The following is a 12081-nucleotide window of genomic DNA, read 5'->3' on the forward strand; positions in this document are numbered from 1 at the left end:
CTGCCTCAGGATAAACTTTCAAGTCTGAGAAGTTCCCCTTCCAGCTCCTTTAGCTTCTCTTTTAGCTCATTAGATTCTTTGACCTCTATTTCCTTTCCTACCAAAAGCCAACCCTTCGTGAAGGGATAGGGTATTATCAGATTGTCCCAGGTGTTTAATCTTACGAACTTTTCAAACTTTACACAGGCAGGAATAATTTTTGCTTTGGTTTTCATAGCTAAAAATACAACACCTTCCTTAACTTTGTAGGCTGGTCCCTTTGGACCATCTACAGTGATAGCTACGTTTTTACCACTTTTTAAAAGCTCCATAAGCTTCAAAATTGCAGTTCTGCCTCCCTTTTCTTCTTTACCGTTTTCCGTTGAACCTCTAACAGTCTCAAAACCAAGTCTTTTTAGAATACCGTCCGCTATATCTCCGTCCCTAAACCTGCTTACCAACACCACAATACCCCTATCCATACCAAACAAAGCTAAACCCAAAGCGTTTCCGTGCCAAAGGGCATATATCTTTCCTCTATCCCTTTCAAAGTCATAGCGGTTCTGCCATCTTATAGTCCTGCCTAAGGTTCTAAGGACGATAGATATAAAAGGTAGTAAAATTAATGTTAGCTCTCTTCTGAGCTTTTTTATCATTGTTCTAATACACTCTCTATGTTATTCTTTATCCACTTTGCATCCAACCAATAGATAGGATTTACCTCATAACCATGGATAAGAATGCCAAAGTGCAGGTGATCTCCGAGAGCAAGACCTGTTTTACCCGTGTTTCCAATAATTTCTCCCTTTTTTACAAACTGACCTTCTTTTACTAAAGTGTTTGAAAGGTGTCCATAAAGACTGAAAAGACCAAGGCCGTGGTCTATTATGATCGTAGTGCCGTATATTCCAAGGTCTCCTACAAAGACTACCACTCCATCGTTTGACGCCAAAACCGAAGCCTGCTCCACAGAAGCAAAGTCATAACCCATGTGTCTGCTGTAGCTTATCTGCTTGTCCCCATAGTAGTAAAACCTCTCAATTCCATAATCTGATACTACTTTACTTTTGGGAAGTCGTATAAATTCACCATTCCAGAGTTTTGATGGCTCACTTTCTTTACATATTTGGGATATTTTCTGTATGTCTTTGTGTCTCCAATCTTCGTTGATTTTTCTGAAAGCTTCTTCAGGGCTTAAACCTCTGGCCTCTTCTCCCAAGAGGGGATATATAACCGAGTTTATAAAGTCATCAGTCAGTCTAATGTGCTCTTTTTTGAAGTATGCTTTCCTTACAGCAAGATTTAAGCTTTTGCTGGTTTTATTTCCAGCCAAGTCCTGTGCCGTCAGATTTATCTCCAGCCTTTCTCCATCTAAAGGAATGGGAACTAAAGCAAAATACTGATTTTCCTTTATTTTTATCATATCAATTTTAAGCCCATTTACATCAAGGTCTGCTTTAGATCCATCGCTTTTTACTTTTATGGCAAACGTGGAACCCTGCCTGATATCCCGGGAGTGAGATATAACCTCCAAGGATGGTGGAGTTAAGTCTACGTTCGCATCTAAAACATACTGCTTTGTCCTTAAAAAGCCAGAGTTTAGCTTTAACCTTACGGTGGCTTTTCCTTCTTTAAGCCCTATGGACTTACTGTTTATCTTTATCTCTATCCTATCCGTACCTTGGGGAAATTCTTCTTTTAACACCAAGTGAGATTTTCCCTCTTGTTCTATAACAAGCTCTGCCTTCTTTATTTTGGCACTACTCGTATTTAAAACATAGTTACCTTCCGCAGGTATTAACTTCAAGACATCCACATTTTCAACTTCAGGCCTTGTGCCAACTAACAAAAATAGTGTGTAAAAACTGATAAAAACCAAAGAAAGGATGGCTAGCCTTCTTATGAGTTTTATAAAAGACGTGCTTTTACTTTTTGGGTCTTTGTAAGTGTATGGTCTGTATCTATACCTCATCAAAGACCTCCTGAAGAGAGTATACTTTTAGCTTTTTTCCACTTTCCAAATAGCACCTTATGGCCTCAAGCATGGCATACCCTCCTCTTAGTGTAGTTGTGTATGGAATTCCCTGCTGGACTGTGGCCCTTCTGATATGGTATGCATCCGTTCTTGCCCTTCTGCCCGTGGGTGTGTTTATCACCGCCTGAACCTCCCCGTTCTTTATCATATCCACTATGTTTGGTCTTCCTTCGGATACCTTCAGCACATGCTTTACGCTAACTCCGTGCTCTTTCAAAAACTTATATGTTCCAGAGGTTGCCAGCACCTCAAAGCAAAGGTCTATAAAACCCTTTGCTAAATCAACCACTTTAGGCTTGTCTCTATCAGCTACGCTTATAAAAATTTTTCCCTCCGTTGGCAACCTACTGCCAGCTCCAAGCTGGCTTTTGTAGTAAGCCAGTCCAAACTTTTTGTCTATACCCATCACCTCGCCCGTGCTTTTCATCTCTGGTCCTAAAACTGGGTCCACCTCGGGGAACCTGTTCCAAGGAAAAACAACCTCTTTAACAGTATAGTATTCCCAGTCCTTTGGTAAAAAGTCGCTACAGTAATGGGTTTGACCTTTCTCAAGTCTTTCAAAAACCTCCGGTACTAGATCCCTTAGCTTTTTACCCACGCATACCTTAGCAGCTAATTTTGCCAGAGGATAACCTATGCTTTTGCTAACAAAGGGTACAGTTCTGGACGCTCTCGGATTAACCTCCAGTATGTAGACCTCTCCGTCCTTCACCGCAAACTGAAGGTTGATAAGCCCTCTTACCTTAAGAGCCTTAGCTATTAGCCTGGTCTTTTGTTTTATTTCTTCAACAACTTCTTCTTTAAGCGTGTAAGGCGGAATGGATGCGGCGCTATCACCTGAGTGAATGCCAGTCTCCTCTATATGTTCCATAACCGCACCTATTAAAAATTCCTCGCCGTCTCCTATAGCATCCACATCCACTTCCACGCTGTCAGATAGATATTTGTCCAAGAGTATGGGTTTCTCGTAGCTTACCTCCACCGCTTCCTCCAGGTAATCCAGTAGCTCCTCTTCTTCATAAACTATCCTCATAGCTCTACCACCAAGCACGTAGGAAGGTCTTACAAGAAGGGGATAGCCTATTTCCCTTGCAGATTTTACGGCTTCTTCTTTTGTTCTTGCTGTTTTGCTCTCCGTCTGTCTGATATTGAGCCTATTCATCAAGTCCCTGAATCTTTCCCTATCTTCCGCTATATCTACGCTTTCTGGGTCTGTGCCGAAGATGGGAATATTTAGATTTCTTAGTGGTATAGAAAGCTTAAGTGGAGTTTGCCCTCCAAACTGTATTAGAACACCGTCAGGATTTTCCTTTCTTATGACTTCCAACACATTTTCCAAAACCACAGGCTCAAAGTAGAGTTTGTCCGCAGTATCGTAATCTGTGGAAACAGTTTCTGGATTGCAGTTTATCATTATGGTTTGAATACCTTCTTCCTTTAGCGCAAAAATGGCTTGCACGCACGCGTAATCAAACTCTATGCCCTGACCTATTCTGTTTGGACCGCTTCCAAGGATTAAAACCTTCATTTAAAAGGATGATTTTAACCTAATAGAACGGAGATTAGCTCCTTGAGTGAATCAAAGCTATATTCTGGTTCAAAGTTAGCCCTTTTGAGCTCTTCCCTTTTGTATTTGCCAGTGGTCATAAACACAGTTTTTATACCCATAGCCTTTGCACCTATCAGATCTGTGTATATATCGTCGCTTATAAGATACACTTCGCCTCTTTCTAACCCTTGCAGAGCATAGCTTAGGAATTCTTCTGAGGGTTTGCCCAAGTTAGGTATATCTTCCTGATAGTTTGTAGCGTGTTTTAGCATCTGTGCTATAGACCCTGCCCCTGGAAAGTAAAGCCCATCATCATCCTTTACTATCCTGCTTAGGTTTACCGGGATAATCTTTGCACCTTCCAGAAAAACTGCAGATACTGCCAGTTTTAATTTTTGAAAATCTAAATTTCTGTCTTGAGCAACAACCACCGCCTGAACTCTGTGATCTTTTACCACTTCAAAGCCTTCTTCCTTAAGATACCTCTCTACCGACTCCATACCTATCAAAAGCAAACTTTGAACGCCAACAGACTTTAAATACATAGGTAGTATTTTCAACGGTGTTAAAAGGTTTTCTTCTTTGATCCTCAAACCTTTTTCATTTAAAAGCCTTACCAATTCTGACGGTGGCCTTGTAGAGTTGTTGGAAACTACCCTGAATGGGATTTGTTCAGATTCAAGCTTTTTTAAAAACTCCTTAGATCCATCTAAAGGGTTCAATTTTTTGTCTCCTACCAAAACCCCATCAAGGTCGATAAGGAAAACCTTCATTGCTTGAAGGGTATGCTAATCCAAAGCTCATCAAAGTTTTCTCTTTTCCTCTTTATATCAACTTCGATTTTGTCTATATCAAACTGAGAATATTTGGAAAAAACATGCACCAAGTCATCTATCAATTTCTCTAAAAAATTTGGAGGAAGTCCCCTTCTTTCGTAGGAAAGGACTAAAGTAAGCCTCTTCTTTGCTTCGTCCTTGCTCTTACTACGTGCAGAAAGAAGATTCGATATCATGTCTATTTCCCAAACAGCTTTTCAAAGAGGCTCTTTTTATGTCCATGGAAAATCATGGGCACATCTTCCCCTAATATTCTCTTAGCTATATCTATAAGGGCTCTTGAGGCTGGATAATCATCCTCAAGCACAATAGGTTCTCCTCTGTTTGTATAATCCACCAATTCTGGCTCCTCTGGAATTACCCCTATCAATGGGGCTCTTAGTATTTCCACCACATCATCCACCGAGAGCATCTGACCTTTATCTACCGCATCCCATCTTATTCTGTTTATAATCAGTTTGTATTCGCTTTTGCCCATATTCTCTAGCATACCTATTATTCTATCCGCATCTCTTACTGAGGAAACCTCAGGATTTACCACCACCAGAGCAACATCGGCCGGGGAGGCTGCTATTTGAAAACCCTTTTCTATACCAGCTGGGGAATCTATAAATATATAGTCATATTGGTTTGATTCTTTTATATGATCCACAAGCCTTAGCCATTTTTCTGGATCAACCGCATCTTTATTCTTTGTTTGATTGGCTGGCAAAAGCCAAACACTAAAACCCCTTTTGTCTTTTACCAAAGCCTTCTGAAAGTCCACCCTTCCTTCCAAAACATCAAGCACATCGTAAACTATTCTATTTTCTAAGCCTAAAATCATGTCCAGGTTTCTAAGGCCTATATCTGCATCTATACAAAGCACCCTTTTCCCCATTTTTGCAAGTGCTATAGATAGATTGGCAGTTATGGTTGTCTTTCCAACACCACCTTTACCAGAGGTGACGACGAATACCTCGGTCATACTTTTACACCCTTTCAAGAATTATAGCACCATCTTCCACTTTTGCAATCTCAGGATAGCCGGGTGACACTCTCTCCTCTTCGTGTGATATGGCTATCTTTCTCCCTATTCTTATTTGTTGAGGTTCCATTCGCAGAGCAACCACAACCGCACTCTCGTCACCGAGGGCTCCCGCCACTGCTACACCTCTTAGAGTACCTATGACTACAATGTTCCCTGTTGCCACGATTTGTGCGTCCTTATTGACGTTTCCAAGCACAAGCACATCCCCATTGTGTTCTATTTTCTGCCCAGACCTTAAATGCTTTTCTACCACAAGAAGCCTCTTCGTGCTTTTTTCTTCAAGAGCTTTTTCTATCTTCTTTATGTTTTTCAGGTTTTTTGTGGTTAGAAAATGCTCAATCTTTTTTGTTAGACTTTTATCCCCTTCTACCAAAAAATAGGCACCTTCAGAAAGTTTGGAGTTTAAAAACCTGTCTAATTGTTCAAATACATCCGATTCCTCATCCGCCTGATCAACTTTGATGAGCACTACAGGTAAGGTTATTCCTTTTATCTCTATCATCCCTCTTAAGCTCCGGGGGAGGGCCTCGAACCCCCAACCTGGTGGTTAACAGCCACCCGCTCTGCCCGTTGAGCTACCCCGGATATACATAAATTATAACCTAAAACCCAACTCTTTCATCTTTCTCCAGAGTGTAGTCCGGTGCATTCCTAAGATTTTCGCCGCAAGCGTTTTGTTCCCACCAACCTGTTCAAGCACCTTTTTTATTCTTTCTATTTCTTCCTCAAAATCTTGACCCTTTCTAACATCTAACTGAAGGTCCTCTAAATTTATTAACGTCCCTTTTGCGGTTATAACCGCCCTTTCTATGATATTTTCAAGCTCCCTAATATTTCCATGGAAGGGATAAGAAAGTAAAGCTTTCATAGCATCGGAAGATATTCCCTTTATCTTTCTGTTGTATGCTCTTGAAAACTTTTGAATAAAGTGATTTACCAAAATGGGAATGTCCTCTACCCTCTCTCTTAGCGGTGGAATGTGAATTTTTATAACGCTCAGTCTGTAGTATAGGTCTTCTCTAAATAGCCCCCTTTGAACCAACTCTCTTAGGTTTTTATTGGTGCTTGCTATGATTCTTACATCCACTTTACGCGTTTTTGTATCTCCAAGCCTTTCAAACTCTTTCTCTTGGGCTAAATGAAGGATCTTTGCCTGAAGGCTCAGAGGCATATCTCCAATCTCGTCCAATAACAAGGTTCCACCGTCTGCCAGCTCCACCTTCCCAGGCTTATCCTTTAAAGCACCAGTAAAAGCACCTTTCACGTATCCAAAAAGTTCAGCCTCCAATAAACCCTCGGGAATAGCTGCACAGTTCACCTTCACAAAAGGTTTGTCTCTCCTTGGAGATATGTAATGAATATACTTAGCAAGCAAAGACTTACCAGTTCCTGTTTCTCCCTCTATGAGCACGTTTGTAGGATATTCGGCCACGCTTTGGGCTAATTCTAAGACCTTTTGAAAGGAAGGGCTTTTAAAAACGAGGGTATTTTCTTCCCCAAAGCTACAACTTAAAACTTCCTGAATAGCATACAAAGATACCACATAGCCAAAGCCAGAGTTCATGGGAGAGACAAGCACAGAGGCCTTTTGCCTTCCGCAGGGAGTCTGAATATAAACGTCCGCTCTTTCGCCCTCCGGTGGAAGCTCTTCTACGGACAGTTCTATCAATTCTCTTAAGTTCTTTCCTACTAAATTTTCTTCCTCATCCCTGCAAAGCATACGATGGGCTATATTGTTGTGCTCCAAAACAAAACCATCTTTATCTACCACCAGTATAGCTTCCACTATGGAGTTAAGTATGGCTTCTTTGTAAGATCTTTGTCTTTCCGCTTCCACTATGCAGTGGACCACGTTTGTAACATCCCTGAAGGTTTCCACCAGATAACCATCATTCAAAAGGCTCATACTCCAACAAGCATGCCTTTTATTCCAGATTTCCACATCGTAAACCTGGACCCCTTCCCCCTCTTCTAAAACTAACCTTGCAGGGCAGCTGTCGCATATGGAAAAAAGTCCCCTGCAATCCTCCCCCGCTTTTAAATCTCTACCTAAGAGCCTCTTTGCAGATGGATTGGCATAAACTATCCTCAGATTTTTGTCTATTACCAAAACTCCCTCAAAGAGATTTTCAAAGGTTTCAAATCCCATCAATTTTCATTTTATATCCCAATCAGTGGGAACTTTTCCCATCATCTTTAAACTTTCCTCAAAGGCGGACATGTATTTCATGGCGGTTATCATAGAACCCTTGAACTTTAACCTTTTTGTTAGCATAGCTGCCTTAGGCCCAATGTCTCCAGTAGCTAACTTCTTCCAGTTTTCCAGACTAGCCCATAGCTCAAAGTCGTAACTTTTGCTGTCTGCCTTTTCTGCCTCAATAGCCTCTCCATTTTTCACTATCAGATGAACCGCATCTCCATCCCTCCCTTCTATGTAATACTTTATGCTTGCGGAGAAGTCCTTTAGCTCATTTTTTAACTTTTCGTTTTTGTTCCAATCCTCTGCGTAAGCCTTTATCCACTGCTCCGAAAGAAACTTATACATTTTTTCCTCCTGTAAAAAAGGGGCAGGTGCGCCCCCGAGGGATGTTCTTATTTGCCCGCTTCTTCCCTAAGCACGTTGAACACTTCGTTGAAGGACACCTCGTCGTTGTTGACAAAAACTCCCACATTACCTACTACGCACACAGAATACTTTGGCCCAGTCAGAGCCCATCCTATAAGTGGCGTCCATTCTTGTCCAGAAAAGGCTGTGTATCCTTGAGTTTGCATTTCAGCCATCATCGTGTTGGCAGCGCACATCATCGCAGCCATTGCTGCGTGCTCTTCGGATATGTTGCCTTTGTAAGCAACAAGTTTGCCGTCTGGAGTAAACTCCCCAGCAGCCCAAACACCCTTTACGCTCATAAGTCTGTCCAAGTTTGCCATGGCTTTACCTCCTTAAATGTATTTGGATAGAACTTCAAAGGTTTTGTCAAAGTCTGCCTTGCTTAACTCCACAAAGACTCCCACGTTTCCCATTATGCACGCAGCGTATTTGCCACCCGCAACCGCAAAGCCGTAAACAGGATAAAATCCTCCCTGTCCAGTGTAGGCACTCCATCCCTTTGCCTGCATATTACCCATAAGCTTGTTGGCAGCACACATCATAGCGGCAATCTCGGCAGACTTCTCATCAATATCTCCGTAGTAAGCCAAAAGCCTACCATCATCCGAAAACTCGCCCGCAGCAATGGCTCCAGGTATGGACATAAGTTCTTTCAGCTTGCTAAGTGTAGCCATAGCTTACACCTCCTTAAGGTTTTTTCACTTATTTTTTATTGCAAAAAAAATGCCAAAAAATTACCTTTATTGTTAGCTTGATTTTCAAAGTTTTTAGAATACTTCGCTTTTTAAAAAGTGTTGCATGTTGCAACATATGATGCAACACATCTAAACTGGGATTAAAATAGGCTCTATAGAAAAGTTGCAGGACCACACTTTTGTCGTTCTTTCCTAATTCATATGGATATTCTTTTCCTAGGGTTTAAAATTTTCGGATATGAGAAGGTGCGCCAAGTGTTCAGATAAAGGGACTATCTACCTGCCAGAGCACAGACTATCCCTTTGCAAGACCCACTACTTGGAGTGGTTTGAAAGTAGAGTAGAAAAGGCAATAAAGAGCTTTAGGATGTTTTCTAAAGAGGATAATATTTTGGTTGCGGTTTCTGGAGGGAAGGATAGCTTAGGCCTTTGGCATGCCCTTTGGAAGTTGGGGTACAAAGCAGATGGCCTTTATATAAACTTAGGTATAGGTGAATACTCTGAGCTTTCGGAGAAAAAAGCTAAAGCCTTTGCGGACAAGATCGGCAAAAAGCTTCATGTTGTATATCTCAAAGAGAACATAATGGACATACCTACTCTAAAAGAGCTTCAGAGTAGACCAGCTTGTTCTGTATGTGGCACCTTGAAAAGGTACTACATGAACCTTACCGCAAAAAAACTTGGTTATTCTGTAATAGCTACGGGACACAATTTGGATGATGAGTGCGCGGTGCTTATGGGCAATGTGCTCTCTTGGAATATAGATTATTTGGTAAGGCAGTATCCTGTGCTGGAAGAAGGCAACGGTTTTGTAAGAAAAGTAAAACCTCTGTGCCTGGTATCAGAAAAGCAAAGCGCTATGTATGCCTTCCTATCTGGCATAGACTTTGTGGAAGATGAATGTCCCTACGCAGTGGGCGCATCTTCTATAAGCTACAAACTTATAATGGCAAAGATAGAAGAGGAAAGCCCAGGGACAAAGTTAAGGTTTTACTTAGAGTTTATAAGAAAGGTAAGGCCGATGTTTGCCCTCAAACAGAATGTAAAGTTAAATCCCTGCCAGGTATGCGGTGAGCCAACCACAGGTGACGTGTGCTCTGTATGCAGACTGAAAATGAGATTAGAAGCATCTAAGGCTGGAATGAAACAAAATTTTTGAATAGCTTACAAAGTTCAGCTACTCTCTCCTTTGTTTTTTTAAGATCACCGCTGTTATCCACTACATAGTCCGCTCTCTTGAGCTTTTCCTCCGGATCCATTTGATTTTTCCATCTTCTCTCAAAGTCCTCTTGCGTTATCCCCTTTGCCAAAGACCTTAATTTACAAACATCATAGGGTGCATAGACCAAAACTAAAAAATCGTATCTCCCTTTAGTTTTCTTTTCCAGCACGAGTGAAGCCTCCACTATTGCTACAGCGTCCTTAGGTAAGGTTTTAAAGACCTCATCCAATCTTCTGTAAAGAGCTGAGTGGGTTATATCTTCTAAAATTTTCAACTTTCCCCTGTCCGAAAATACTATATCCGCTAACTTTTTTGTGTCTATGCTGTTATCTTCTGATAAGATTTCCCGGCCAAAAACCTCTATCACCTTTTCATACACTTCCCCCTTCTCTCTATAAAGATCCTTTATTATCTTATCTGCATCGTACACGTAAAAACCGCAATCTTCAAACAACTTAGCCACCGTAGATTTACCAGAGCCTATGTTTCCAGTTAGGGCTATTTTTAACATAGCATTTTTTTATAAGGATAAGAACTCTATAAGTCAAGGGAGGAATAAGGTTGTTCTAAAAATCCTTTAGGCAATGCTGAGTAGTTATAATAAAAACCTGATGTATGTAAGCTTGCAGTTTAAACTTCAGTTGGACAGTTCCGACAGAAAAAAGCTTTTAGAATTAATGCGTAAGCAATCATCTGCCATAAGGTCTGCTTATAAACTGCTAAAAACCAAAAACTCCCATAGCCAAATCTACCAAAAGCTAAGACAACTGTTTCCTGACCTGCCTACCAAATACATAGACTCTGCTATATACAAAGCAAAGCAATACCCAATAGACAAAAAAGTTGTGTTAGGTGAGGAGAAGGTTAGTTCCCTTAGAGGTTGGGGGGACGGCCCAATGTGGGATTTTTCGAACAGCCTCAGGGAGGAATTAATCGAAAAACATACTTTTTCTTGAAAAGAGCTATGCCTTACACTAAAAAGGCAATTTTGATATTTTTCTAATTTCCAACTCGGCGTATAAAATATAAGTTAAGAAGGATAATTAAATAAGGAGCCTGCCATGGACAGAGTGTTAATTTTTAACCCACAAGGGGATCGTGAAGCAAGCAAAAGAAAAATTGTTTTTGGAAACCCAACCAACATAATGGAACTAAACAACATCAAATACCAATGGGCTTTTGATCTATACAAAACCATGGGCTTTACCAACTTCTGGATACCAGAAGAAATACCAATGCTGGAAGACAAAAAACAGTATGAAAAACTTCTATCTGAGCACGAGAAAAGAGCTTATGAAATGGTGCTTAGCTTTTTGATAGCCCTTGACTCTTATCAGGTAAACATGCTGAAAGAGTTTGCAAGATACCTGACCGCACCTGAACTTGTAATGGCTATAACTTCTCAGGAATTTCAAGAAGCCCTGCATTCATATTCTTATCAGTTTATTCTTGAGAGCGTGGTAGATCCAAGAAAGGCAGATGAAATATACAACTACTGGAGAGAGGACCAAAAACTTATGGAAAGAAACAAACTAATAGCTGAGCTGTATAACGAGTTTATAAGAAAGCCGAATGAAGAGAATTTCATAAAGGCAGTTTTCGGAAACTACGTGCTTGAAAGTCTCTACTTTTATTCGGGGTTTGCCTTTTTCTATACATTGGGAAGGCAAGGGAAAATGTTGAACACTGTTCAACAGATAAAGTACATAAACAGAGATGAGCTAACCCATGTGACGCTTTTTAGAAACATAATCAACACTTTAAAAGAGGAATTGCCTGATCTTTTCACTCCCGAGATAAACAGGTGGGTTTATGAGTTTTTCAAATTTGCGACAGAAAAAGAGATAGAATGGGGTAAATACACCACTAACAATCAGATACTTGGACTAAACGATAAGCTTATTGAAAGATACATCAAGTATTTATCCAATCTTAGACTCTCTCAAGTTGGGTATCAACCTCTCTATCCAGAAATTACAGAAAACCCCATGAAGTGGATAGACCAGTTTAGAACGATAAACGATACAAAGACAGACTTCTTCCAAGCAAAACCCCAAACCTACGCCAAAAGAAGCGAGCTTAAATGGTAAAGTTGCAAAGCTTTGACAATTTCCTTATATTTTTATA

Annotated in this window: 15 protein-coding genes and 1 tRNA gene; 3 read left to right on the forward strand and 13 right to left on the reverse strand. The window is 40.7% G+C overall.

The window, feature by feature from the left end; all coding sequences use genetic code 11:
• Nucleotides 1–5 precede the first annotated feature (5 nt).
• The 12 genes from V7P40_RS00350 to V7P40_RS00405 all read right to left on the reverse strand — a co-directional run bounded on the left by V7P40_RS00350 (nt 6) and on the right by V7P40_RS00405 (nt 8711).
• Nucleotides 6–635, reverse strand: a complete 630-nt coding sequence (locus V7P40_RS00350; RefSeq protein WP_333783982.1) for a lysophospholipid acyltransferase family protein — start codon at nt 633–635, stop codon at nt 6–8.
• Nucleotides 632–1951, reverse strand: coding sequence for a M23 family metallopeptidase (locus tag V7P40_RS00355; RefSeq protein WP_333783983.1), 1320 nt, complete (start codon nt 1949–1951; stop codon nt 632–634). Before V7P40_RS00355 ends, V7P40_RS00350 begins: the two co-directional genes overlap by 4 nt.
• A complete protein-coding gene (gene carB, locus V7P40_RS00360) occupies nt 1941–3542 on the reverse strand; it encodes a carbamoyl-phosphate synthase large subunit (RefSeq protein ID WP_333783984.1) in 1602 nt (533 codons plus the stop codon). Before carB ends, V7P40_RS00355 begins: the two co-directional genes overlap by 11 nt.
• 14 nt (nt 3543–3556) lie before the next feature.
• Nucleotides 3557–4336 (reverse strand): HAD-IIA family hydrolase, encoded by a 780-nt coding sequence (locus tag V7P40_RS00365; RefSeq protein ID WP_333783985.1) that lies wholly within the window; start codon nt 4334–4336, stop codon nt 3557–3559.
• Nucleotides 4333–4575: a cell division topological specificity factor MinE gene (gene minE, locus V7P40_RS00370; RefSeq protein WP_333783986.1), complete on the reverse strand. Its 243-nt coding sequence runs from the start codon at nt 4573–4575 to the stop codon at nt 4333–4335. Before minE ends, V7P40_RS00365 begins: the two co-directional genes overlap by 4 nt.
• 2 nt (nt 4576–4577) lie before the next feature.
• Complete coding sequence (gene minD, locus V7P40_RS00375; protein ID WP_333783987.1) at nt 4578–5366, reverse strand: septum site-determining protein MinD; 789 nt, start codon at nt 5364–5366, stop codon at nt 4578–4580.
• A 4-nt stretch (nt 5367–5370) separates the two neighbouring features.
• A complete protein-coding gene (minC, locus tag V7P40_RS00380; RefSeq protein WP_333783988.1) occupies nt 5371–5931 on the reverse strand; it encodes a septum site-determining protein MinC in 561 nt (186 codons plus the stop codon).
• A gap of 10 nt (nt 5932–5941) precedes the next feature.
• A tRNA-Asn gene (locus tag V7P40_RS00385) sits at nt 5942–6014 on the reverse strand.
• A 10-nt stretch (nt 6015–6024) separates the two neighbouring features.
• Entirely contained in the window at nt 6025–7578 is a 1554-nt protein-coding gene (locus V7P40_RS00390) for a sigma 54-interacting transcriptional regulator (protein WP_333783989.1), read from the reverse strand.
• A 6-nt stretch (nt 7579–7584) separates the two neighbouring features.
• The gene (locus V7P40_RS00395) at nt 7585–7974 is read right to left on the reverse strand and encodes an SCP2 sterol-binding domain-containing protein (protein ID WP_333783990.1); all 390 of its coding nucleotides are present in this window, start codon (nt 7972–7974) and stop codon (nt 7585–7587) included.
• A gap of 47 nt (nt 7975–8021) precedes the next feature.
• On the reverse strand, nt 8022–8357 hold the full coding sequence (locus V7P40_RS00400; RefSeq protein WP_333783991.1) for a DUF2173 family protein: 336 nt from the start codon (nt 8355–8357) through the stop codon (nt 8022–8024).
• A gap of 12 nt (nt 8358–8369) precedes the next feature.
• Nucleotides 8370–8711, reverse strand: a complete 342-nt coding sequence (locus V7P40_RS00405; protein WP_333783992.1) for a DUF2173 family protein — start codon at nt 8709–8711, stop codon at nt 8370–8372.
• A 259-nt stretch (nt 8712–8970) separates the two neighbouring features.
• On the opposite strand from V7P40_RS00405, the gene V7P40_RS00410 reads away from it, so the two are divergent.
• Nucleotides 8971–9891: a TIGR00269 family protein gene (locus V7P40_RS00410; RefSeq protein WP_333783993.1), complete on the forward strand. Its 921-nt coding sequence runs from the start codon at nt 8971–8973 to the stop codon at nt 9889–9891.
• Here the strand turns inward: V7P40_RS00410 and coaE are convergent.
• Complete coding sequence (coaE, locus tag V7P40_RS00415) at nt 9863–10465, reverse strand: dephospho-CoA kinase (RefSeq protein WP_333783994.1); 603 nt, start codon at nt 10463–10465, stop codon at nt 9863–9865. The two genes, V7P40_RS00410 and coaE, sit on opposite strands and share 29 nt — an antisense overlap.
• A 100-nt stretch (nt 10466–10565) precedes the next feature.
• Here coaE and V7P40_RS00420 point away from each other — a divergent pair, with 100 nt between their 5' ends.
• Nucleotides 10566–10910, forward strand: coding sequence for a hypothetical protein (locus V7P40_RS00420; protein WP_333783995.1), 345 nt, complete (start codon nt 10566–10568; stop codon nt 10908–10910).
• A 105-nt stretch (nt 10911–11015) separates the two neighbouring features.
• Entirely contained in the window at nt 11016–12044 is a 1029-nt protein-coding gene (locus V7P40_RS00425; protein WP_333783996.1) for a ribonucleotide-diphosphate reductase subunit beta, read from the forward strand.
• Nucleotides 12045–12081: the final 37 nt, after the last annotated feature.

Source organism: Thermocrinis sp., from assembly GCF_036781485.1.
Lineage (GTDB): Bacteria > Aquificota > Aquificia > Aquificales > Aquificaceae > Thermocrinis.

Bases quoted from the DNA above. Each gene is read 5' to 3' on its own strand.
- V7P40_RS00350 (WP_333783982.1), bottom strand. From the start codon at position 635: ATGATAAAAAAGCTCAGAAGAGAGCTAACATTAATTTTACTACCTTTT.
- V7P40_RS00355 (WP_333783983.1), bottom strand. From the start codon at position 1,951: ATGAGGTATAGATACAGACCATACACTTACAAAGACCCAAAAAGTAAA.
- V7P40_RS00395 (WP_333783990.1), bottom strand. From the start codon at position 7,974: ATGTATAAGTTTCTTTCGGAGCAGTGGATAAAGGCTTACGCAGAGGAT.
- minC (WP_333783988.1), bottom strand. From the start codon at position 5,931: ATGATAGAGATAAAAGGAATAACCTTACCTGTAGTGCTCATCAAAGTT.
- V7P40_RS00420 (WP_333783995.1), top strand. From the start codon at position 10,566: ATGTATGTAAGCTTGCAGTTTAAACTTCAGTTGGACAGTTCCGACAGA.
- minD (WP_333783987.1), bottom strand. From the start codon at position 5,366: ATGACCGAGGTATTCGTCGTCACCTCTGGTAAAGGTGGTGTTGGAAAG.
- V7P40_RS00365 (WP_333783985.1), bottom strand. From the start codon at position 4,336: ATGAAGGTTTTCCTTATCGACCTTGATGGGGTTTTGGTAGGAGACAAA.
- coaE (WP_333783994.1), bottom strand. From the start codon at position 10,465: ATGTTAAAAATAGCCCTAACTGGAAACATAGGCTCTGGTAAATCTACG.
- V7P40_RS00400 (WP_333783991.1), bottom strand. From the start codon at position 8,357: ATGGCAAACTTGGACAGACTTATGAGCGTAAAGGGTGTTTGGGCTGCT.
- V7P40_RS00425 (WP_333783996.1), top strand. From the start codon at position 11,016: ATGGACAGAGTGTTAATTTTTAACCCACAAGGGGATCGTGAAGCAAGC.
- V7P40_RS00405 (WP_333783992.1), bottom strand. From the start codon at position 8,711: ATGGCTACACTTAGCAAGCTGAAAGAACTTATGTCCATACCTGGAGCC.
- minE (WP_333783986.1), bottom strand. From the start codon at position 4,575: ATGATATCGAATCTTCTTTCTGCACGTAGTAAGAGCAAGGACGAAGCA.
- V7P40_RS00410 (WP_333783993.1), top strand. From the start codon at position 8,971: ATGAGAAGGTGCGCCAAGTGTTCAGATAAAGGGACTATCTACCTGCCA.
- V7P40_RS00390 (WP_333783989.1), bottom strand. From the start codon at position 7,578: ATGGGATTTGAAACCTTTGAAAATCTCTTTGAGGGAGTTTTGGTAATA.
- carB (WP_333783984.1), bottom strand. From the start codon at position 3,542: ATGAAGGTTTTAATCCTTGGAAGCGGTCCAAACAGAATAGGTCAGGGC.